Genomic DNA, 23081 nt, shown 5'->3' with positions numbered 1-23081 from the left:
TCCGGGTCAGCCGCGGAAAGAGTTCAATGATTAGACTGATCGGCTATTTCTTCGGTATCGGATGCGTGCTGTTTCTGGCCGCCGCGACAGTGCTCGCGCTTTATCTGGGCGAAGTGACGCGCGATCTGCCGGATTACGAAGTGCTGGCCAGCTATTCGCCGCCGGTGACGACGCGTGTGCATGCCGATGACGGCTCCCTGATCGGCGAATTCGCGCATGAGCGGCGGCTGTTCATCCCGATCCAGGCCGTTCCCGACCGCGTCAAGGCGGCGTTCCTGTCGGCCGAAGACAAGAATTTCTACACCCATAACGGCGTCGACTTCCAGGGCATGGCCCGTGCCGTGTTGCTCAACTTGCAGAATATGGGTTCCGGCAAGCGGCCGATGGGCGCTTCGACGATCACGCAGCAGGTGGCGAAGAACTTTTTCCTGACTCGGGACCAGACGATTGGCCGCAAGGTCAAGGAAGCGATCCTCGCCTTTCGCATCGAGCAGGCCTATTCGAAGGACCGTATTCTCGAACTCTATCTCAACGAGATCTTCTTCGGGCTGAATTCCTATGGGCTCGCCAGTGCCGCGCTGACCTATTTCAATAAGCCGGTGACGGATCTTTCGATCGCCGAATCCGCCTATCTCGCTTCGCTGCCCAAGGGGCCAAGGGGCTATAATCCGTTCAAGCATGCGGATGCCGCGCTCGAGCGCCGCAACTGGGTGATCGACCGCATGGTCGAGAACGGCTATGTCACCAAGGACGACGGCGAGACAGCCAAGAAGGAGCCGCTTGGCGTCGTCTCCAGCAAGAGCAATGCCTATCTGCCCGCGTCCGACTATTTCGCCAGCGAGGTCCGCCGGCAGTTGTTGGACAAATATGGAGAGAAGGCGCTTTACGAAGGCGGGCTTTCGGTGCGCACGTCGCTTGATCCGCAGCTGCAGCTCTTCGCCCGCAAAGCGCTGCAGGACGGCCTCGTGGAATATGACGAGCGCCATGGCTTCCATGGTCCGATTTCACATATCGACGCCGGCGCGGATTGGGGCGTGCCGCTCGCCAAGCTGCCGCCGCTCCGTGACGTGCCGGAATGGAAGCTCGCCGTGGTGCTTGCCGCGGACAATGCCGGTGTGGATATTGGCATACGGCCGGATGTAGACGGCGGCGGCAAGATCGCCGCGGACCGGAAGACCGGCCGCATCGATGCCAAGGACATGAAATGGGCTTACCGCCCGTCGGCGAGTGATCGCAAGGCCGCCAAGGATCCGACCGGCGTGGTCGACACGGGTGATGTCATCTATGTCCAGGCGCTGGACGACGGCGGCTACCAGTTGCGCCAGCCGCCGAAAGTGCAGGGTGGTCTTGTCGCCATGGACCCGCAGACAGGTCGTGTCTTGGCCATGGTCGGCGGCTTCTCCTATTCACAATCTGAGTTCAACCGGGCGACGCAGGCGATGCGGCAGCCGGGTTCGTCCTTCAAGCCGTTCGTCTATTCGGCGGCGCTGGACAACGGCTACACACCGGCCTCCGTGGTGCTCGACGCGCCGATCGAGATCGTCACTGGCGGCCAGGTATGGAAGCCGTCCAACTATGACGGCGAGGCGCCGGCCGGCCCGGCGACACTGCGCTTCGGCATCGAGCAGTCGCGCAACCTGATGACCGTCCGGCTTGCCAACGACATGGGCATGAACGTCGTTGCCGAATATGCCGAGCGCTTCGGCATTTATGACCATATGCAGCCGGTGCTGGCCATGGCGCTCGGCTCCGGCGAGACGACGGTGCTGCGCATGGTCTCGGCCTATTCGGTGATCGCCAATGGCGGCAAGCAGATCAAGCCGACGCTGATCGACCGTGTCCAGGACCGCTACGGCAAGACGATCTTCAAGCATGAGGAGCGTATCTGCCAGCTTTGCAATGCTAATGACTGGACGAGCCAGGATGAGCCTGAGGTCGTCGACAATCGCGAGCAGGTGCTCGACCCGATGACCGCCTACCAGATCACGACGATGATGGAAGGCGTGATCAAGCACGGTACGGCCTATGGCAGGATCAAGCTCGACACCGACGTCGCCGGCAAGACCGGCACGACCAATGACGAGAAGGACTGCTGGTTCGTCGGTTTCACGCCCAGCCTCGTCGCCGGTCTCTATATCGGCTTTGACGATCCCGCGCCGCTCGGCCGCGGCATGACCGGTGGTGCGCTCGCGGCACCGATCTTCAACGAATTCATGCAGGCCGTGACCAAGAACCAGAAGCCGGAAAAATTCATCATGCCCGATGGCATGAAGCTGATCGCCGTCAACCGCAAGACCGGCATGGCCGCGACGGCGGGCGACCCGAACACGATCATGGAAGCCTTCAAGCCCGGCACCGGCCCCGCCGACGTGCTGTCGGTGATCGGCGCCGACGCGAACGAAACGCCTGAGGAAATCCTCAACAAGTCGCAGCAGGCGAAGGACGCCGTTCAAAGCCAGAAGGGCGGGCTCTTCTGAAGCATGTCGCGAGACACGCTTCAGGTATTTGTTTGCGCAGGTCTTTTTCGCGAAACCGCTGCACAGTTTCGCGAGACACGCCATGAGCCGCCCACCGGTTTTATCGGTCGCAGCCTTTACATCAGAGACATGTTTCCCTAAAGGACGGGCCGTTTTTACGGTTCGAATGGTGGGTTTTGAATGCGCAGTGAAATCATCAATGTGGTCGACGAAATCAAGCAGGCCGTAAGCCTGCTGAGGAGGCATCTTTGACTGGGACCAGGCGGTAAGACGACTGGACTGGCTCAATAACAAGGCCGAAGACCCCAATCTCTGGAACGACGCGTCGGAAGCGCAAAAGCTGATGCGCGAGCGCCAGCARCTCGACGACGACATTTCGGGCGTGCGCTCCTTCGAGAAGCAGCTCCAGGAGAATGTCGAGCTCATCGAGCTCGGCGAGATGGAAAATGATCAGGAGGTCATTTCCGACGCCGAGAACGCGCTGAAAGTGATGCTCACGGAGGCAAACCGCCGCCAGGTCGAGGCGATGCTTTCCGGCGAAGCCGACGGCAACGATACCTATGTCGAAGTCCATTCGGGCGCCGGTGGTACCGAGAGCCAGGATTGGGCCAACATGCTGCTCCGGATGTATACCCGCTGGGCAGAGCGTCAGGGCTTCAAGGTCGAGGTGCTGGAAATGCATGACGGCGAAGAAGCCGGCATCAAGTCGGCGACGATCCTGGTCAAGGGCCACAATGCCTATGGCTGGATGAAGACCGAATCGGGCGTTCACCGGCTTGTGCGCATTTCGCCCTATGATTCGAATGCCCGTCGGCACACTTCGTTCTCTTCGATCTGGGTCTATCCCGTGGTCGACGATTCGATCACGATCGACATCAACGAAAGCGATTGCCGCATCGATACCTACCGCGCCTCGGGCGCCGGTGGCCAGCACATCAACACCACCGATTCGGCGGTGCGTATCACGCATATCCCGACCGGCATCGTCGTTGCCTGCCAGCAGGAACGTTCGCAGCACAAGAATCGTGCCACGGCCTGGGAAATGCTGCGCTCGCGCATGTATGAAGCCGAGCTGGAAAAGCGCGAAGCTGCGGCCAATGCCGAAGCCGCGTCGAAGACCGATATCGGCTGGGGCCACCAGATTCGCTCCTACGTCCTGCAGCCCTATCAGCTGGTCAAGGACCTGAGGACCGGTGTGGAAAGCACAGCGCCCGGCGATGTGCTCGACGGCGAGCTCAATCCGTTCATGGAAGCGGCGCTGGCACATCGCATCTCCGGTGGTGCGGATGCCGTGGTCGACGACCTAGCGTGAGATTACTTACAGAACTCCGTCCGCCGGAAATCCTTCGGCGGACGTTTTCTTCTCAAAAATAGCTTGTCATTCGAATTCAAATTGAATAACAAGCCGCAGTCCTGTCTCCGGTTCGATTTTTCGGCGGGGAAGGGTGAAGGGGTATAGCTCAGTTGGTAGAGCGGCGGTCTCCAAAACCGCAGGTCGGGGGTTCGAGCCCCTCTGCCCCTGCCAATCGGACGATGGCGAATGCGCGGCCATGGCTGCAGCAACGGCATATGTGAAAAACTTCGTCAACCCCTTGTACAAAGGGGAATCGGAGTTTATGTAGGGTTCAAACAGACACGCGGTGCGTGGGGCTGAATCAGTCAGCTTTACGCGCCGTTATGGCGTGAGCAGTCAATGGCATCCAAAACCAATCCCTTTACGTTTCTGCAGCAAGTGCGCTCCGAGACGCAAAAAGTTACTTGGCCTACGCGGCGCGAGACGACGATTTCCACCATGATGGTGTTCATCATGGCCGGGATTGCGGCTGTCTTCTTTTTTGCCGCCGACTGGCTGATGGGTTGGGTCATCAGCACGCTGTTGAACGTCAATCTGTTCTGAGCTGAGTGGAGATAAAGATGGCGGCACGCTGGTATATCGTCCACGCTTATTCGAATTTCGAGAAGAAGGTTGCGGAGTCGATCGAGGACAAGGCTCGCCAGAAAGGCTTGAGTCATCTGTTCGAGAAGATCGTCGTTCCGACCGAGAAGGTCGTGGAAGTGCGCCGTGGCCGCAAGGTCGACAGCGAACGCAAGTTCTTCCCGGGCTATGTGATGGTGCGCGCCAACCTGACGGATGAAGCCTATCATCTGATCAAGAACACGCCGAAGGTCACGGGTTTCCTCGGCTCCGACTCCAGGCCGGTTCCGATCCCCGACGCCGAGGCAGAGCGCATCCTCAACCAGGTGCAGGATGGTGTCGAGCATCCGAAGCCGTCCGTGTCTTTCGAAATCGGCGAGCAGGTTCGTGTCGCCGATGGCCCGTTCGCCTCGTTCAACGGCATCGTTCAGGATGTCGACGAGGAGCGGTCGCGCCTCAAGGTCGAAGTGTCGATCTTCGGCCGCGCGACCCCGGTCGAGCTGGAATATAGTCAGGTCGAAAAGGTCTGATTGAGCTTAGGTGACGGCTAGCCGTCGCCTATTTGCGCGTGGAAGGCGAGGGCCTTAGCCGGGTCCATTCAAAAGCCGTACCACGCAACCGCAGCCGCCGGCGATGCGCCGGCATTCGAGCCGGGCATCCGGCTATAACCGGTTCTGGACTCCGCATTGCGGGGCGAAGAATCAGAGAGAACAGGCAGAGAAATGGCTAAGAAAGTCGCTGGCAGCCTCAAGCTGCAAGTCAAGGCCGGGTCGGCCAATCCGTCCCCGCCGATCGGCCCCGCGCTGGGTCAGCGCGGTATCAACATCATGGAATTCTGCAAGTCGTTCAACGCAGCGACGCAGGAAATGGAAAAGGGCATGCCGATTCCGGTCGTCATCACCTATTACCAGGACAAGTCCTTCACTTATGTGATGAAGTCGCCGCCGGTGTCCTATTTCCTCAAGAAGGAAGCCAAGATCACCTCCGGTTCCAAGACTCCGGGCAAGGGCGCCAAGGCAGGTTCGCTCAGCAGCGACCAGGTCCGCAAGATTGCCGAAGCCAAGATGAAGGATCTGAACGCTGCCGACGTTGAAGGCGCGATGCGCATGATCGAAGGTTCCGCCCGCGCCATGGGCCTGACGGTGGAGGGTTGATCATGACGAAGATTGCAAAGCGCCTCCAGAAGATCCGCGAAGGCGTGGATCCCAACAAGTCCTACGGCCTCGACGCAGCTGTCGCCATGGTCAAGGAACGTGCGGTCGCCAAGTTCGACGAGTCGATCGAGATCGCCATGAATCTCGGCGTTGATCCGCGCCATGCCGACCAGATGGTCCGCGGCGTCGTCAACCTGCCGAACGGCACGGGCAAGAACGTCCGCGTCGCCGTGTTCGCCCGTGGCGCCAAGGCTGACGAAGCCAAGGCTGCCGGTGCGGATATCGTCGGTGCAGAAGACCTGCTCGAAACCGTCATGGGCGGCAAGATCGATTTCGATCGCTGCATTGCCACCCCGGACATGATGCCGCTCGTCGGTCGTCTCGGTAAGGTGCTCGGCCCGCGCGGCATGATGCCGAACCCGAAGGTCGGCACGGTCACCGTCGACGTCGCCGGCGCCGTCAAGGCGTCCAAGGGCGGCGCTGTCGAGTTCCGCGTCGAGAAGGCTGGTATCGTCCATGCCGGCGTCGGCAAGGCCTCGTTCGACGCCAAGGCGCTCGCCGAGAACATCCGCGCTTTCGCGGATGCGGTGATCCGGGCGAAGCCGACCGGTGCCAAGGGCAACTATCTGAAGAAGATCGCCATCTCCTCGACCCAGGGTCCGGGCGTGAAGGTCGATCCGGCAACGCTGACGGCGTCTGCCTGATTTGGTTTCGGGGAGCCTTCCATCAGGCTTCCGTCAAGAATTCGCGGCCTTCGGGCCGGGAATGATGGGCTAATCCCCATCGTATTTCCTGTCCGAGATTGCAGGTGGTTTATCCTTAATCACTTCGCCTGCATGAGACGGGTAAGATCCGGTTTCCGCGAGTGAATGCTCGCAAAGAACGGTTCGAACCTTGGATGCCTTGTGCCCTTGTTTCCGGAAGGAGACAGGCGCGGGGGGACAGGATCCTCAAGCGTTGCTTGGGATCGATATCCCAAGCGGCAAAGGCAAACCGGCAGGGTCCGCACATATAACAATAGCGGTCCTGCTTAACTGGAGTGAGACAGTGGAAAGAGCGGAAAAACGCGAATTCGTCTCGGAACTGAACGAAGTCTTCAAGGCTTCCGGTTCGGTGGTCGTGGCGAGTTATGCCGGCGTCACCGTCGCGCAGATGAACGATCTTCGTTCGAAGATGCGCGCACAGGGTGGCACCGTCAAGGTCGCGAAGAACCGCCTGGCCAAGATCGCTCTTCAGGGCACGGAGTCTGAAAAGATCAACAATCTTTTCAAGGGCCAGACGCTCATTTGCTATGCGAATGATCCGATTACGGCTCCCAAGATCGCCTCTGATTTCGCCAAGACCAACGACAAGCTGGTCATCATCGGCGGAGCCATGGGCGCGACGGCTCTCGATGCCGAAGGCGTAAAAGCACTTGCGACGTTGCCGTCGCTGGACGAACTGCGTGCGAGACTGCTGGGTATGATCCAAACCCCGGCTACCCGCATCGCTGCTGTCGTTCAGGCTCCGGCAGCCCAGCTTGCGCGCGTTTTCGCGGCATATGCCAAGAAGGACGAAGAAGCCGCTTGAGGCGGTACTTCGCTGTCACATCAACTAGAACCAAGTTCGAACCAAAAGTAAGGAAATATGAAAATGGCTGATCTCGCAAAGATCGTTGACGACCTCTCCAGCCTGACCGTCCTGGAAGCTGCTGAGCTCTCGAAGCTGCTCGAAGAAAAGTGGGGCGTTTCCGCCGCTGCTCCGGTGGCTGTTGCTGCTGTTGGCGGTACTGCTGCCCCGGCTGCTGTCGTTGAAGAAAAGACCGAATTCGACGTTATCCTCGTCGAAGCCGGTGCCAACAAGATCAACGTCATCAAAGAAGTCCGTGCGATCACGGCCCTCGGCCTCAAGGAAGCCAAGGACCTGGTTGACGGCGCTCCGAAGCCGGTCAAGGAAGCAGTCTCCAAGGCTGAAGCCGAAGACATCAAGAAGAAGCTTGAAGGCGCCGGCGCCAAGGTCGACGTCAAGTAATTCGCTGTGTTTGAGAGTGGGCGCACCGCCCACTCTCATCCATAATCTGGTGGTACTGATTACCCAAAAGCCGGTAAATCGGCTTTTGGGTAATGGGTTCTTCAAGAGGATGGTTCCGAACCGAGCGCATGGCAATCCGGCCTGGCGTCTTGGGAAGTGGAACGAGATTGAACGATCCATGATAGACGGAGCCGCCTGGCCAGCGTGCTGCGTCCGTTGCAGGCCCGGATGCAAATTGATAAGGAGCGACGATGGCTCAGACCCTTTCGTTTAATGGTCGTAGGCGCGTACGCAAGTTTTTTGGAAAGATCCCCGAAGTCGCAGAGATGCCCAACCTCATCGAGGTGCAGAAGGCGTCCTACGACCAGTTCCTCATGGTCAAAGAGCCGGAAGGCGGTCGGCCGGACGAGGGGCTGAATGCTGTTTTCAAGTCCGTTTTCCCGATCACCGACTTTTCGGGCGCGGCGATGCTGGAATTCGTCTCCTATGAATTCGAGCCGCCGAAGTTCGACGTTGACGAATGCCGCCAGCGCGACCTGACCTATGCAGCGCCGCTCAAGGTGACGTTGCGCCTGATCGTGTTCGATATCGATGAGGATACCGGCTCCAAGTCCATCAAGGACATCAAGGAGCAGTCCGTCTATATGGGCGACATGCCGCTGATGACCAATAACGGTACGTTCATCGTGAACGGCACCGAGCGCGTCATCGTCTCGCAGATGCACCGTTCGCCGGGCGTGTTCTTCGACCACGACAAGGGCAAGAGCCATTCGTCGGGCAAGCTCCTGTTTGCTGCACGCGTGATCCCGTATCGTGGCTCCTGGCTCGACATCGAGTTCGACGCCAAGGATATCGTTCATGCGCGTATCGACCGCCGCCGCAAGATTCCTGTGTCCTCGCTGCTGATGGCGCTTGGCATGGACGGCGAAGACATGCTGTCGACATTCTACACCCATTCGACCTATCACCGGGATGGCAAAGCCTGGCGCGTGCCGTTCCAGCCGAACACGCTGAGGGGCTCGAAGGTCATTTCCGATCTTATCGACGCCGACAGCGGCGAAGTCGTGGTCGAGGCGGGCAAGAAGCTGACGCCGCGCCTGCTTCGTCAACTGTCCGACAAGGGCATCAAAGCGCTGCGTGCGACCGATGACGAGCTTTATGGCAACTATCTCGCCGAGGACGTCGTCAACCCGAACACGGGTGAAATCTATCTTGAAGCCGGCGACGAGATCGATGAGAAGACGCTGCGCGTCATTCTCGATGCTGGTTTCGACGAGATTCCGGTGCTCGATATCGACCATATCAATGTCGGCGCCTATATCCGCAACACGCTCAACGTCGACAAGAACGAGAACCGCCAGGACGCTCTGTTCGACATCTACCGCGTCATGCGTCCGGGCGAGCCGCCGACGATGGAATCGGCCGAGGCCATGTTCCAGTCGCTGTTCTTCGACGCGGAGCGCTATGACCTGTCGGCTGTCGGCCGCGTCAAGATGAACATGCGTCTGGATCTCACGGTCGATGACACCGTGCGCATCCTGCRCAAGGACGACATCCTGGCCGTGGTCAAGATGCTGGTCGACCTGCGCGATGGCAAGGGCGAGATTGACGACATCGACAATCTCGGCAACCGCCGCGTCCGTTCAGTCGGCGAACTGATGGAAAACCAGTACCGTCTCGGCCTGCTGCGCATGGAGCGCGCGATCAAGGAACGCATGTCCTCGATCGAGATCGACACGGTCATGCCGCAGGATCTGATCAACGCCAAGCCGGCGGCTGCCGCCGTGCGCGAGTTCTTCGGTTCCTCGCAGCTCAGCCAGTTCATGGACCAGGTCAACCCACTGTCGGAAATCACCCACAAGCGTCGTCTTTCGGCGCTTGGACCGGGTGGTTTGACCCGCGAGCGCGCCGGCTTCGAAGTCCGCGACGTGCATCCGACCCACTATGGCCGCATCTGCCCGATCGAGACGCCGGAAGGCCCGAATATCGGTCTGATCAACTCGCTGGCGACGTTTGCGCGCGTCAACAAGTATGGCTTCATCGAAAGCCCGTACCGCAAGATGGTCGACGGCAAGCTGACCAGCGATGTCATCTACCTCTCCGCCATGGAAGAGGCGAAGTATTACATCGCGCAGGCCAATTCGGTGATGAATGCCGACGGCTCGTTCTCGGAAGAGTTCGTCGTCTGCCGTCACGCCGGCGAAGTCATGCTCGCACCGCGCGACCACATCAACCTGATGGACGTCTCGCCGAAGCAGGTCGTTTCGGTGGCGGCGGCGCTCATTCCGTTCCTCGAGAACGACGACGCCAACCGCGCGCTCATGGGTTCGAACATGCAGCGTCAGGCCGTGCCGCTTCTGCGTGCCGAAGCCCCGTTCGTCGGTACCGGCATGGAGCCGATCGTTGCCCGTGACTCCGGCGCCGCCATTGGCGCCCGTCGCGGCGGCGTGGTCGACCAGGTGGATGCGACGCGTATCGTTATCCGCGCGACCGAAGACCTCGATCCGTCGAAGTCCGGTGTCGACATCTATCGGCTGCAGAAGTTCCAGCGCTCGAACCAGAACACCTGCGTCAACCAGCGTCCGCTGGTCACCGTGGGCGACGAGGTCAACCGCGGCGACATCCTCGCCGACGGCCCGTCGACCGATCTCGGCGATCTGGCGCTCGGCCGCAACGCGCTCGTCGCGTTCATGCCGTGGAATGGCTACAACTACGAAGACTCGATCCTGCTTTCCGAGCGGATCGTCGCCGACGACGTGTTCACCTCCATCCACATCGAAGAATTCGAAGTGATGGCGCGTGACACCAAGCTTGGTCCGGAAGAAATCACCCGCGACATTCCGAACGTTTCGGAAGAAGCGCTGAAGAATCTCGACGAAGCCGGTATCGTCTATATCGGTGCGGAAGTGCAGCCGGGCGACATCCTGGTCGGCAAGATCACGCCGAAGGGCGAAAGCCCGATGACGCCGGAAGAAAAGCTGCTGCGCGCCATCTTCGGCGAAAAGGCCTCTGACGTTCGCGACACATCCATGCGCATGCCCCCGGGCACCTATGGCACGGTCGTCGAAGTACGCGTCTTCAATCGTCACGGCGTCGAGAAGGACGAACGCGCCATGGCGATCGAGCGCGAGGAGATCGAGCGTCTCGCCAAGGACCGCGACGACGAACAGGCGATCCTGGACCGCAACGTCTATGGCCGTCTGATCGGCATGCTTCGCGGCCATGTCGGCATTGCCGGCCCCAAGGGCTTCAAGAAGGGCACCGACCTGACCCAGGCTGTTGTCGCCGAATATCCCCGCTCGCAGTGGTGGATGTTCGCCGTCGAGGACGAAAAGGTCCAGGGCGAGCTCGAAGCGCTGCGTGGCCAGTATGACGAGTCCAAGTCGCTGCTCGAACAGCGCTTCATGGACAAGGTCGAGAAGGTCCAGCGCGGCGACGAAATGCCCCCGGGCGTCATGAAGATGGTCAAGGTCTTCGTCGCTGTGAAGCGCAAGATTCAGCCGGGCGACAAGATGGCCGGCCGTCACGGCAACAAGGGCGTGGTCTCGCGCATTGTTCCGGTGGAAGACATGCCGTTCCTCGAGGATGGTACGTCGGTCGACGTCGTGCTCAACCCGCTCGGTGTGCCGTCGCGCATGAATGTCGGTCAGATCCTTGAAACCCATCTGGGTTGGGCCTGCGCTGGCATGGGCCGCAAGATCGGTGAAATGATCGAGGCCTACAAGGCTTCGGGCAATATCGAGCCGCTGAAGGTCCGGATGAACGACCTGATGGGCACCGGCCCGAAGGCCGAGCCGGTCAAGGATCTCGATGATGCGTCTATCCTGCGTCTGGCCGAGCAGTCCAAGCGTGGCGTCTCGATCGCCACGCCGGTGTTCGACGGTGCGCATGAAGCCGACATCAACCGGATGCTGGCGGATGCCGGTCTGAAGGAAACGGGTCAGTCGACGCTGTATGACGGTCGTACCGGCGAACAGTTCGACCGTCAGGTGACTGTGGGCTACATCTATATGCTGAAGCTCAACCACCTAGTCGACGACAAGATCCACGCTCGTTCGATCGGTCCGTACTCGCTCGTGACCCAGCAGCCGCTGGGCGGCAAGGCGCAGTTCGGCGGCCAGCGCTTCGGCGAAATGGAAGTCTGGGCGCTCGAAGCCTATGGCGCCGCCTATACGCTGCAGGAGATGCTGACGGTGAAGTCGGACGACGTGGCCGGCCGCACCAAGGTCTACGAAGCGATCGTGCGCGGCGACGACACGTTCGAAGCGGGCATTCCGGAGAGCTTCAACGTTCTCGTCAAGGAAATGCGCTCGCTCGGCCTGTCTGTCGAGCTCGAAAATACGCTGGTCGAAGAAGCGACGGCCGAACTGCCCGACGCGGCAGAGTAAAATTGACGATTATCAGCCGCGCGCGGGAGAAAACTGCGCGCGGTGCCACTGTTTTGTCCGTTTCGTGTGCCAGCGCCTCGGACGGACCGATCGATGGAATTCCGCGGTGACGCGGTGTCAAGAGATTTCGGAAGCGGTGAATCTTGCCCGAGATGAGCCCCGACTTCCATTTTAAGGGTTTGGCGCCCCCAAGGAGATAGGCATGAACCAAGAGGTCATGAATCTTTTCAACCCGCAGGCCCCGGCACAGGTGTTCGATTCCATCCGGATTTCGATCGCCTCGCCAGAGAAGATTCTTTCCTGGTCTTATGGCGAAATCAAGAAGCCCGAGACCATCAATTATCGTACCTTCAAGCCGGAGCGCGACGGCCTGTTCTGCGCGCGCATCTTCGGCCCGATCAAGGACTATGAATGCTTGTGCGGCAAGTACAAGCGCATGAAGTACAAGGGCATCATCTGCGAAAAGTGCGGCGTCGAAGTGACGCTGTCGCGTGTTCGCCGCGAACGCATGGGCCATATCGAGCTCGCCGCTCCGGTCGCGCATATCTGGTTCCTGAAGTCGCTGCCCTCGCGCATCTCGACCCTGCTTGACATGACGCTCAAGGATGTCGAGCGCGTTCTCTATTTCGAGAACTACATCGTCACCGAGCCGGGCCTCACCGCGCTCAAGGAAAACCAGCTGCTCTCAGAAGAGGAGTACATGCTGGCCGTCGACGAATATGGCGAGGACCAGTTCACCGCCATGATCGGCGCCGAGGCCATCCTCGAAATGCTGGCGGCTATGGAACTTGAGAAGATCGCCGGCGAGTTGCGCAGCGACCTGGCGGATACCACGTCCGATCTCAAGCAGAAGAAGCTGATGAAGCGGCTGAAGATCGTCGAAAGCTTCATCGACTCCGGCAACAAGCCGGAATGGATGATCATGAAGGTCGTGCCGGTGATCCCGCCGGACCTGCGTCCGCTGGTGCCGCTCGATGGCGGCCGCTTCGCGACGTCTGATCTCAACGACCTCTATCGCCGCGTCATCAACCGCAACAATCGTCTGAAGCGGCTGATCGAACTGCGCGCGCCGGGCATCATCATCCGCAACGAAAAGCGCATGCTGCAGGAAGCTGTGGACGCGCTGTTCGACAACGGCCGCCGTGGCCGCGTCATCACCGGCGCCAACAAGCGTCCGCTGAAGTCGCTCTCCGACATGCTCAAGGGCAAGCAGGGCCGCTTCCGCCAGAACCTGCTCGGCAAGCGCGTCGACTATTCCGGCCGCTCGGTCATCGTGACGGGTCCGGAGCTCAAGCTGCACCAGTGCGGCCTGCCGAAGAAGATGGCGCTCGAACTGTTCAAGCCGTTCATCTACGCGCGCCTTGACGCCAAGGGCTATTCTTCCACCGTCAAGCAGGCCAAGAAGCTGGTTGAAAAGGAAAAGCCTGAAGTTTGGGATATCCTCGACGAGGTCATCCGCGAGCATCCGGTGCTGCTCAACCGCGCGCCGACGCTGCACCGCCTGGGCATCCAGGCCTTCGAACCGATGTTGGTCGAAGGCAAGGCGATCCAGCTGCATCCGCTCGTCTGCACCGCCTTCAACGCCGACTTCGACGGCGACCAGATGGCCGTGCACGTGCCGCTGAGCCTCGAAGCCCAGCTCGAAGCCCGCGTGCTGATGATGTCGACCAACAACATCCTGCATCCGGCGAACGGCGCACCGATCATCGTGCCGTCGCAGGACATGGTGCTTGGTCTCTATTATCTCTCGATCGTCGCTCAGAACGAGCCGGGCGAGGGCATGGTGTTCTCCGATCTCGGCGAACTGCAGCATGCGCTCGAAACCAAGGTCGTCACGCTGCACACCAAGATCAAGGGTCGCTTCAAGACCATCGATGCCGAAGGCAAGCCGGTTTCGAAGATCTATGAGACGACGCCGGGCCGCATGATCATCGGCGAACTGCTGCCGAAGAACGTCAACGTTCCCTTCGAGACCTGCAACCAGGAAATGACCAAGAAGAACATCTCCAAGATGATCGACACGGTCTACCGTCATTGCGGCCAGAAGGACACGGTGATCTTCTGCGACCGCATCATGCAGCTTGGCTTTGCCCATGCATGCCGCGCCGGCATTTCGTTCGGCAAGGACGACATGGTCATCCCGAAGGACAAGTACACGATCGTCGACGAGACCGAAAACCTCGTCAAGGAATACGAGCAGCAGTACAATGACGGTCTGATCACCCAGGGCGAAAAGTACAACAAGGTTGTCGACGCCTGGGGCAAGGCGACTGAAAAGGTCGCCGAAAAGATGATGGAGCGTCTGAAGGCTGTCGAATTCCGCGAGGATGGTCGCCAGAAGCAGATGAACTCGATCTATATGATGAGCCACTCGGGTGCCCGCGGTTCGCCGAAGCAGATGTCGCAGCTCGGCGGCATGCGCGGCCTGATGGCCAAGCCGGATGGCTCGATCATCGAAACGCCGATCACGTCGAACTTCAAGGAAGGTCTGACCGTCAACGAGTACTTCAACTCGACCCACGGCGCCCGCAAGGGTCTGGCCGACACCGCGCTGAAGACTGCGAACTCGGGCTACCTGACGCGTCGTCTCGTCGACGTGGCGCAGGATTGCATCGTCACGCATGTCGATTGCGGCACCCAGTCTGGTCTGACCATGACGGCAATCGTCGACGCCGGTCAGGTCGTGGCCTCGATCGGCCAGCGCATTCTCGGCCGCACGGCCCTGGATGACATCGACAACCCGGTCACCGGCGAGCGTATCGTCGATGCCGGCAAGATGATCGATGAAGCCAATGTCGTCACGATCGAAAAGGCTGGTATCCAGTCCGTCCGCATCCGTTCGGCACTGACCTGCGAAATCCGCACCGGCGTCTGCGGCGTCTGCTACGGCCGCGACCTTGCACGCGGTACCCCCGTCAATATCGGCGAAGCTGTGGGCGTCATTGCCGCGCAGTCGATCGGCGAGCCGGGCACGCAGCTCACCATGCGTACCTTCCACCTGGGCGGTACGGCAACGGTGGTCGACCAGTCGTTCCTGGAAGCGTCCTATGAAGGCACGATCCAGATCAAGAACCGCAATGTGCTGCGCAACTCCGACGGCAACCTGGTTGCCATGGGCCGCAACATTTCGGTGACGATCCTGGACGAACGTGGTGTGGAACGTTCCTCGCAGCGCGTCGCCTACGGCTCGCGCCTGCATGTGGACGAAGGCGACAAGGTCAGGCGCGGCCAGCGCCTTGCGGAATGGGATCCCTATACCCGTCCGATGCTGACCGAAGTCAGCGGCCGGATCGAGTTCGAAGATGTCGTCGACGGTCTGTCGGTGACGGAATCGACCGACGAAAGCACGGGTATCACCAAGCGCCAGGTCATCGACTGGCGTTCGACCCCGCGTGGTTCCGACCTGAAGCCCGCCATCGTGCTGAAGGATGACAACGGCCATATCCTGAAGCTCAGCCGTGGTGGCGACGCCCGCTACTTCCTGTCCGTCGAGGCCATTCTTTCGGTCGAGCCGGGCCAGAAGGTCAGCCAGGGTGACGTGCTCGCCCGTTCGCCGATGGAAAGCGCCAAGACCAAGGACATCACCGGTGGTCTGCCGCGCGTCGCGGAACTGTTCGAAGCCCGCCGTCCGAAGGATCATGCGATCATCGCCGAAATCGATGGTACGATCCGCCTCGGCCGCGACTACAAGAACAAGCGTCGCGTCATCATCGAGCCGGCGGAAGACGGTGTCGAGCCGGTCGAATACCTGATCCCGAAGGGCAAGCCTTTCCATCTGCAGGAAGGCGACTTCATCGAGAAGGGCGACTACATTCTCGACGGCAACCCGGCACCGCATGACATTCTGGCGATCAAGGGCGTGGAGGCTCTGGCTTCCTACCTGGTCAACGAAATCCAGGAAGTCTACCGTCTGCAGGGCGTGTTGATCAACGACAAGCACATCGAGGTGATCGTTCGCCAGATGCTGCAGAAGGTCGAGATCACCGAGCAGGGCGATTCCGGCTATATCACGGGCGACAATGTCGACCGGATCGAGCTGGAAGAGGTCAACGAACGCCTGGTCGAGGAAGGCAAGAAGCCCGCTTATGGCGAGCCGGTTCTTCTCGGCATCACCAAGGCGTCGCTGCAGACGCCGTCCTTCATCTCCGCCGCTTCCTTCCAGGAAACGACGAAGGTGCTGACGGAAGCTGCGATTGCCGGCAAGCGCGACACGCTGCAGGGTCTCAAGGAAAACGTCATCGTCGGTCGTCTGATCCCGGCCGGTACGGGCGGTACCATGACCCAGATCCGCCGGATCGCCATGGCCCGCGACGACATGATCCTCGAAGAGCGCAAGCGCGGTTCGGGCGCTTCGGATGCTACCCCGATGCTGCAGAACCTGAACTCGGAAGAGCAGGCTCCGGCCGCAGAGTAAGCGAACGACAATCTAGAATAATGGAAGCCGCCGAGAGCAATTTCGGCGGCTTTTTCTTTTTGGTGGCTTCGACGTACTTTGTTCACGAAATCCAACCTCGTATAGCGCTTGCGTCAGCAGGTCTAATTGTTAACGAAATCTTTCGGTCTATTATAACAGCGCGATCGGGGTCGCCGTTGGTACAATGGGCGGGAGGTTGAGATGGCAGTGTTCAAATTCGGCGATGCGTTGCCGCAATTCACGCAGTTACAGGATGTCTATGACGATGCGAGCCTGGAGCTCAAGTCGCACTCGGCGACGCAGGTCGTCTATGAAGACAAGAATGGCGACACCGTCACGCTGACGGGCAGCGGCCTCAAGACAAAAGGCAACACCGTCACCGCAGGCTCCATCAAGTCCGTCACGTTCGACAACGCCGATGACGGCACTTTGCTTTCGGTCACGGGCGGAGATTACATTGCCAAGACCGTGGCGAGCGCGCTGGCGAGTGATCCAAGCATATTCAATTTCCTGAGCGCGCTTTCCGCTGGCAACGACAAAATCTACGGCAGCAACACCGTCATAGACACGATGAGCGTTGGCACCGATCATGGAAACGATACGATCACCTTCGGCAGGATGGGCGGATTCGCCAGTGGTTCGGAAGGCAACGATACATTCAAGGGCGGTGCCGGATTCGACACGGTTAGCTACGAGGATACCTATTTCTTCTCCGACGCGAAACATGGAATTACCGCGAACCTCGCAACCGGTGTGATCACGGACAGTTGGGGCGGCAAGGACAAGCTGACCGGCAGTATCGAAGAACTGCGCGGATCTATTTTCAATGACAAGATGACCGGCGGCAGTGCGGACGAATCCTTCATGGGCCTGAAGGGCAAGGATGTCATCGACGGAGGCGCCGGCGAGAATACCGCGCGCTATGACCGCGACGCAGTCTATGGCGCAGATGCCGGCATCAATGCCCGGCTCGACAAGGGCTATATCATTGATGGCTTCGGCGACAAGGACACGGTCAAGAACATCCAGGATGTCGACGGCACGGCGAAAAATGACGCCTTCGTCGGCGATGGCTCAGTTAACGAGTTCCATGGTTTGGCCGGCAAGGACAGCTATAATGGGGGTGGCGGCGTTGATGTGGTGAGTTTCTACTGGTCCACCAATATCGGCGAGCATGGCGTCAATGTCGATATGACGAAGTCCGGCGGCCAGATCATCGACGATGGATTTGGCAATACGGAAACGACGAAGAGCATCGAGGCGATCGCCGGCTCAGCCTTCGATGACACGATCAAGCTGGGCTCTGCCGACGGCTGGGCCGCGGGCAATTCGGGCGACGATACGCTGGTTGCGGGTACGGGCGTGCAGCAGTTCTATGGCGGCACCGGTGCAGACACGTTCGTCTTCAACAATGCCCAGGCGATTGGTACCGAGCAGGGACACCGAGATTACATCGCCGATTTCTCCCAAGCCCAAGACGACAAGATCGATTTCAGCGGCATTGGCGGATTGCAGTTCAAGGGAGAGGGCGGTACGGCCGCCCAAGGGGAAGTGCATTTCACGATCGTGAATACGCAGCAGGGTGAATACACCATAGTTTACGGTGATGTCGACGGGCAGACTGGGGCGGACTTCGATCTCGTACTGAAGGGCGCTATTACACTGACTGCCAACGATTTCATCCTGTCCTGAAATATTTGCGGAAGGTGCCCTGCAACACAATGCTGCGGCGGCGCCTTGCGCAGGAATTCGTGCAGTTTGACGAGATCGTCGCCTCGCATGAACGAGTGGCAAGAAAGCCGCCGGCGTGCGTCGGCGGCTTCGAGCAACAGACGACGGTTTTAGTTCAGGCCGAGCGTCTTGCGCAGTTCTTCCTTGGCGGCGTCATATTCTGCCTTGTAGTCAGGATGCGTCATGATCGTGGCAGCGATTACGGTGCCGGCAATGCGCCCGGCCTCGATGTCGGACCGATAGTGGATGCCGCCGATTTCGCGGTTATGGGCATATTCCCAAGCGCGGTCCATGATCGCCGCCTTCTTTTCCGGCACCATTTCGGCGAGGACGATGCCCATCAGCGTGCCGACCGTTGCATGGCCGGACGGATAGGAGCCCGACTTCGACAGTTTTACCACCGGCTTTACAARCTCGGGATAGAGCAGATGCGGGCGAGGACGCTTCCAGACATCCTTGGCCGGATCGACCACTGCGCCTTCGGTAGCGGCGACGCGATCGAAGAAGGCCGCGAATTTCGGCAGGTTCTCCTTGGTGAACTTCGGATTGTCGATGACGTCGGAGAATCTCCAGATGTCTTCTTCCGCGTCGGCGATGGCGCGCTCTTCCATCGCCTTGGTGCGCGTGACTTGGATAGTGAGCAATTCGCCAATCTCTTCCTTGGTCAGCTCGGAATCATTGGCCGGCGGCGGCGCGAGCAACTGGGTGAGATCGATTTCCCGATTATCGGCGAAGGGCTTGGCATCTTCGGCGAAGACGGGCGAGACGAGGCCGAAGGCGATAATGCCGGCGGCAAGGATTTTGGTGATGTTGGCCATGGAGAGCTCCCTTGGAAGGCGGACCGCTGTTCCTACCAAGTGATTGTTTGAGCTCCATGACAATGGTGTGATGCGGCCGAAGAAAATCGATAATCTCTCTGCGACCGCATGGCGCATGATACCAGCAAACGCGACGATTGACGGATCAGGCCCTCAATTGAAGCGGATGATCGAGATCTCTCCTTCGAGAGCGCCCTGATAGGCCGACAGATGCGGCTCCTCGTCCGGTTCGCCCATCAGCGTGCCGATCTGGTCGAGGTCCGCCTCGTGGAAACCTTCTTCGGAGAGGGCATTGAGGGCATCGCGGACGGCGGTGTCGTCATCGGGAGCGCGCAGCAGAATATGAATGTCGATGCCTTCGCCGTCTGCGTCCGCATAGGCCTTGCCGATGATGATGAAGACGAAACCGTGCCGCGGCTCGTTGTCGTTGACGGGTTCTTCCATGACTGATTCTCCTGTGGAATGCGGGCAGGGCAGATGGAAAACCGTGGCCGGCAGGACTCGACTGCGACTCTCTATAGAATCGAAATGGTACAAACGCTTAAAGCGCCCGCTCATTTCCCCGCAAGATAAGGACTCACGCTGTCTGAGACAATGAAATATTGTCTTTTTCGTCCGCCGCTTCTGGAATATGATGACATTGACGCCCAAATTAGTGCCGCAGGACGCCATGCAAGCCGCGCAAGGCGGGCATTCCAGGGTTTTGACGACAAAATCTTGTCCGGGGCCTTGACGTAACGGGGGAATGGCTTTATTTCCCGCGCCATCAGAGCCGATGTGGGGCTGGCTGGTTCGGGACGACGCGTCCTGGAGTTCGCCCCAAACAAGGTTCGTCATAGCACGTTGAAACACGATCGCTGCACGCATGATGCTCTTAACGGGCATCCTCTGTTTGATTCGGGTCATCTGCCACGTCAGGCGGATCGATCCGGTTTTGCGTATGATCGTTCATGTGCTCTGTGCCGGCAACGGCAAGAACATGCTCCGCAAGGAGTGAGGAAAACAGTTTTAAGGATGGTTTCATGCCTACCGTAAACCAGCTGATCCGCAAGCCGCGTCAGGCACAGGTCAAGCGCAACAAGGTTCCTGCCCTGCAGGAGAACCCGCAGAAGCGTGGTGTGTGCACCCGCGTCTACACGACCACTCCGAAGAAGCCGAACTCGGCTCTGCGTAAGGTCGCGAAGATCCGTCTGGTCAATCAGTTCGAAGTCATCGGCTATATCCCCGGTGAAGGCCATAACCTGCAGGAACATTCCGTGGTCATGATCCGCGGCGGCCGCGTCAAGGACCTTCCGGGCGTGCGTTACCACATCATCCGCGGCGTTCTCGATACCCAGGGTGTCAAGAACCGCAAGCAGCGCCGCTCGAAGTACGGCGCGAAGCGTCCGAAGTAAGAATTGCTCCAGTTGAGAGACGAGAAATATGTCCCGACGTCATAAAGCAGAAAAGCGCGAGATCAATCCGGACCCGAAGTTCGGCGATTTGATCGTCACGAAGTTCATGAACGCCATCATGTATGATGGCAAGAAGTCTGTCGCTGAAACGATCGTTTACAGCGCCTTCGACGCTGCCCAGAGCAAGGCCAAAGCTGAGCCGATCGGCCTCTTCCATACTGCGCTCGACAATATCGCGCCGCATGTCGAAGTCCGTTCGCGCCGCGTTGGTGGTGCAACCTACCAGGTTCCGGTCGACGTCCGTCCGGAGCGCCGCCAGGCGCTGGCTATCCGCTGGCTGATCACTGCCGCCCGCAAGCGCAACGAGACCACCATGGTCGACCGCCTTTGCGGCGAAATCCTCGACGCTGCCAACAATCGTGGCTCTGCCGTCAAGAAGCGCGAAGACACGCATAAGATGGCGGAAGCCAACCGTGCGTTCTCGCACTATCGCTGGTAATCATCGAAGGAAGGCAGTCCCAAAATGGCTCGCGAATATAAGATCGAAGACTACCGCAATTTCGGTATCATGGCGCATATCGACGCCGGCAAGACGACGACGACTGAGCGTATCCTGTACTACACCGGCAAGTCCCACAAGATCGGCGAAGTCCACGACGGCGCTGCCACGATGGACTGGATGGAGCAGGAGCAGGAACGCGGCATCACGATTACGTCTGCCGCGACCACGACCTTCTGGAAGGGCCGTGACGGCAAGATGCGCCGCTTCAACATCATCGACACCCCCGGCCACGTCGACTTCACCATCGAAGTCGAACGTTCGCTGCGCGTGCTCGACGGCGCCGTTGCGCTGCTCGATGCGAATGCCGGTGTCGAACCGCAGACGGAAACTGTCTGGCGTCAGGCCGACAAGTACAACGTTCCGCGGATGATCTTCTGCAACAAGATGGACAAGACCGGCGCGGACTTCTACCGCTCCGTCGAGATGATCAAGAGCCGCCTCGGCGCCACAGCCGTCGTCTGCCAGCTGCCGATCGGCGCTGAAACCGAATTCAAGGGCGTTGTCGACCTGATCGAGATGAACGCGCTCGTGTGGCGCGACGAGTCGCTCGGCGCCCTCTGGGACGTCGTCGAGATTCCGGACGACCTCAAGGCTCGCGCCGAAGAGTTCCGTGAGAAGATGATCGAGACCGTGGTCGAGATCGACGAAGCGGCGATGGAAGCCTATCTCGAAGGCAACATGCCCGACAACGATCAGATTCGCGCGCTCATCCGTCGTGGTACGATCGACGTCAAGTTCTTCCCGATGTTCTGCGGCTCTGCCTTCAAGAACAAGGGCGTGCAGCCGCTGCTCGACGCCGTCGTCGAATTCCTGCCGTCGCCGATCGACATTCCCTCGATCAAGGGCATCGACTTCAAGACCGAAAAAGAAATCGATCGTCATGCCGACGACAACGAGCCGCTCTCCATGCTCGCGTTCAAGATCATGAACGACCCCTTCGTCGGTTCGCTGACCTTCTGCCGCGTCTATTCGGGCAAGCTCGAAAAGGGCACGTCGGTTCTCAACACCGTCAAGGACAAGCGCGAACGCGTCGGCCGCATGCTGCAGATGCACTCCAACTCGCGCGAAGACATCGAGGAAGCCTTTGCAGGCGACATCGTCGCCCTCGCCGGCCTCAAGGAGTCCACCACCGGTGACACGCTCTGCGACCCGCTGAAGCCTGTTATCCTCGAGCGCATGGAATTCCCCGAGCCGGTCATTCAGATCGCCATCGAGCCGAAGTCCAAGGGCGACCAGGAAAAGATGGGCCTCGCGCTCAATCGCCTCGCTGCCGAAGATCCGTCTTTCCGCGTCAAGACCGACGAAGAATCCGGCCAGACGATCATCGCCGGCATGGGCGAATTGCATCTCGACATCATCGTCGACCGCATGCGTCGCGAATTCAAGGTCGAAGCCAATGTTGGCGAGCCTCAGGTTGCCTATCGCGAGACGCTGACCCGCGAACACACCGAAGACTACACCCACAAGAAGCAGTCGGGTGGTTCGGGCCAGTTCGCGCGCGTCAAGATCGTCTTCGGGCCGAACCCGGAAGGCGAAGAGTTCAAGTTCGAATCCAAGATCGTCGGTGGTGCCGTTCCGAAGGAATACATCCCGGGCGTTCAGAAGGGTATCGAAAGCGTTCTGTCTTCCGGTCCGCTGGCAGGCTTCCCGATGCTGGGCGTCAAGGCTGCCCTGATCGACGGCGCCTACCATGACGTCGACTCGTCGGTTCTCGCCTTCGAAATCGCCTCCCGCGCCTGCTTCCGTGAAGCAGCGAAGAAGGCCGGCGCACAGCTGCTTGAGCCGATCATGAAGGTCGAAGTCGTGACGCCGGAAGATTATGTCGGCGACTGCATCGGCGACTTGAACGCTCGTCGCGGCCAGATCCAGGGCCAGGAATCGCGTGGCGTCTCGGTCGTGATCAACGCTCACGTGCCGCTCGCCAACATGTTCAAGTATGTCGACAAGTTGCGCTCGATGTCGCAGGGCCGCGCTCAGTATTCGATGACCTTCGATCACTACGCGCCGGTTCCGGCCAACGTCGCCCAGGAAATCCAGGCCAAATATTCCGGTCAGCGTTGATCGGAATATTTACGAATTGATGTGAAATCACAGCCTCTTCGAGAGGCTTGGGAATTAAGGAGCCAAAAATGGCAAAAGGAAAATTCGAGCGGAACAAGCCGCACGTGAACATTGGCACGATTGGTCACGTTGACCATGGCAAGACGTCGCTGACCGC

At 59.6% G+C, this 23081-nt stretch carries 17 protein-coding genes and 1 tRNA gene; 16 read left to right on the top strand and 2 right to left on the bottom strand.

The genetic code is table 11. The features are described from left to right. Positions 1 to 26 precede the first annotated feature (26 nt). The 12 genes from AC1D06_RS25500 to AC1D06_RS25445 all read left to right on the top strand — a co-directional run bounded on the left by AC1D06_RS25500 (position 27) and on the right by AC1D06_RS25445 (position 18050). Positions 27 to 2477, top strand: a complete 2451-nt coding sequence (locus tag AC1D06_RS25500) for a penicillin-binding protein 1A (protein WP_477988604.1) — start codon at positions 27 to 29, stop codon at positions 2475 to 2477. Positions 2478 to 2657: 180 nt separating this feature from the next. Then, positions 2658 to 3789 (top strand): peptide chain release factor 2 gene (gene prfB, locus AC1D06_RS25495; protein WP_477880893.1). Its coding sequence is split into 2 segments (ribosomal slippage): positions 2658 to 2726 and positions 2728 to 3789, totalling 1131 coding nucleotides; the frame shifts between segments, so codons are not numbered across the junction. Positions 3790 to 3926: 137 nt separating this feature from the next. Continuing rightward, a tRNA-Trp gene (locus AC1D06_RS25490) sits at positions 3927 to 4002 on the top strand. 168 nt (positions 4003 to 4170) lie between these two features. Continuing rightward, on the top strand, positions 4171 to 4374 hold the full coding sequence (secE, locus tag AC1D06_RS25485) for a preprotein translocase subunit SecE (RefSeq protein ID WP_477880891.1): 204 nt from the start codon (positions 4171 to 4173) through the stop codon (positions 4372 to 4374). Between the two features lie 17 nt (positions 4375 to 4391). Continuing rightward, on the top strand, positions 4392 to 4922 hold the full coding sequence (gene nusG, locus AC1D06_RS25480; protein ID WP_477880889.1) for a transcription termination/antitermination protein NusG: 531 nt from the start codon (positions 4392 to 4394) through the stop codon (positions 4920 to 4922). A 192-nt stretch (positions 4923 to 5114) separates the two neighbouring features. Further along, a complete protein-coding gene (gene rplK / locus AC1D06_RS25475) occupies positions 5115 to 5546 on the top strand; it encodes a 50S ribosomal protein L11 (protein ID WP_477880888.1) in 432 nt (143 codons plus the stop codon). Between the two features lie 2 nt (positions 5547 to 5548). After that, positions 5549 to 6250, top strand: a complete 702-nt coding sequence (gene rplA, locus AC1D06_RS25470; RefSeq protein ID WP_477988603.1) for a 50S ribosomal protein L1 — start codon at positions 5549 to 5551, stop codon at positions 6248 to 6250. 343 nt (positions 6251 to 6593) lie between these two features. Beyond that, a complete protein-coding gene (gene rplJ / locus AC1D06_RS25465) occupies positions 6594 to 7115 on the top strand; it encodes a 50S ribosomal protein L10 (protein WP_477880886.1) in 522 nt (173 codons plus the stop codon). Between the two features lie 63 nt (positions 7116 to 7178). Beyond that, on the top strand, positions 7179 to 7556 hold the full coding sequence (gene rplL / locus AC1D06_RS25460) for a 50S ribosomal protein L7/L12 (protein ID WP_477988602.1): 378 nt from the start codon (positions 7179 to 7181) through the stop codon (positions 7554 to 7556). A 251-nt stretch (positions 7557 to 7807) separates the two neighbouring features. Further along, positions 7808 to 11944: a DNA-directed RNA polymerase subunit beta gene (rpoB, locus tag AC1D06_RS25455; RefSeq protein WP_477988601.1), complete on the top strand. Its 4137-nt coding sequence runs from the start codon at positions 7808 to 7810 to the stop codon at positions 11942 to 11944. Between the two features lie 202 nt (positions 11945 to 12146). After that, positions 12147 to 16358, top strand: a complete 4212-nt coding sequence (gene rpoC / locus AC1D06_RS25450; protein WP_477988600.1) for a DNA-directed RNA polymerase subunit beta' — start codon at positions 12147 to 12149, stop codon at positions 16356 to 16358. Positions 16359 to 16559: 201 nt separating this feature from the next. Then, the gene (locus AC1D06_RS25445; protein ID WP_477988599.1) at positions 16560 to 18050 is read left to right on the top strand and encodes a calcium-binding protein; all 1491 of its coding nucleotides are present in this window, start codon (positions 16560 to 16562) and stop codon (positions 18048 to 18050) included. Positions 18051 to 18199: 149 nt separating this feature from the next. Here AC1D06_RS25445 and AC1D06_RS25440 read toward each other — a convergent pair whose 3' ends face one another. Further along, on the bottom strand, positions 18200 to 18907 hold the full coding sequence (locus AC1D06_RS25440; protein WP_477988597.1) for an acid phosphatase: 708 nt from the start codon (positions 18905 to 18907) through the stop codon (positions 18200 to 18202). Between the two features lie 153 nt (positions 18908 to 19060). Next, positions 19061 to 19351: a transcriptional regulator gene (locus AC1D06_RS25435; RefSeq protein ID WP_477880877.1), complete on the bottom strand. Its 291-nt coding sequence runs from the start codon at positions 19349 to 19351 to the stop codon at positions 19061 to 19063. 578 nt (positions 19352 to 19929) lie between these two features. On the opposite strand from AC1D06_RS25435, the gene rpsL reads away from it, so the two are divergent. The 4 genes from rpsL to AC1D06_RS25415 form a co-directional block, all read left to right on the top strand. Continuing rightward, entirely contained in the window at positions 19930 to 20301 is a 372-nt protein-coding gene (gene rpsL, locus AC1D06_RS25430) for a 30S ribosomal protein S12 (RefSeq protein WP_477880875.1), read from the top strand. Positions 20302 to 20329: 28 nt separating this feature from the next. Beyond that, a complete protein-coding gene (gene rpsG / locus AC1D06_RS25425) occupies positions 20330 to 20800 on the top strand; it encodes a 30S ribosomal protein S7 (RefSeq protein WP_477880873.1) in 471 nt (156 codons plus the stop codon). A 24-nt stretch (positions 20801 to 20824) separates the two neighbouring features. After that, positions 20825 to 22924 carry an elongation factor G gene (fusA, locus tag AC1D06_RS25420; protein ID WP_477988596.1) on the top strand — a complete coding sequence of 700 codons (2100 nt, stop codon included), beginning with the start codon at positions 20825 to 20827 and terminating at the stop codon, positions 22922 to 22924. Between the two features lie 68 nt (positions 22925 to 22992). Then, a partial coding sequence (locus AC1D06_RS25415) for a GTP-binding protein (protein ID WP_032908143.1) occupies positions 22993 to 23081 on the top strand: 89 nt, incomplete at its 3' end.

The organism is Rhizobium sp. P2_G2 (assembly GCF_056403555.1).
The sequence above is the reverse complement of the archived record's forward strand: the minus strand, read 5'-3'. Positions and strand labels throughout refer to the sequence as shown.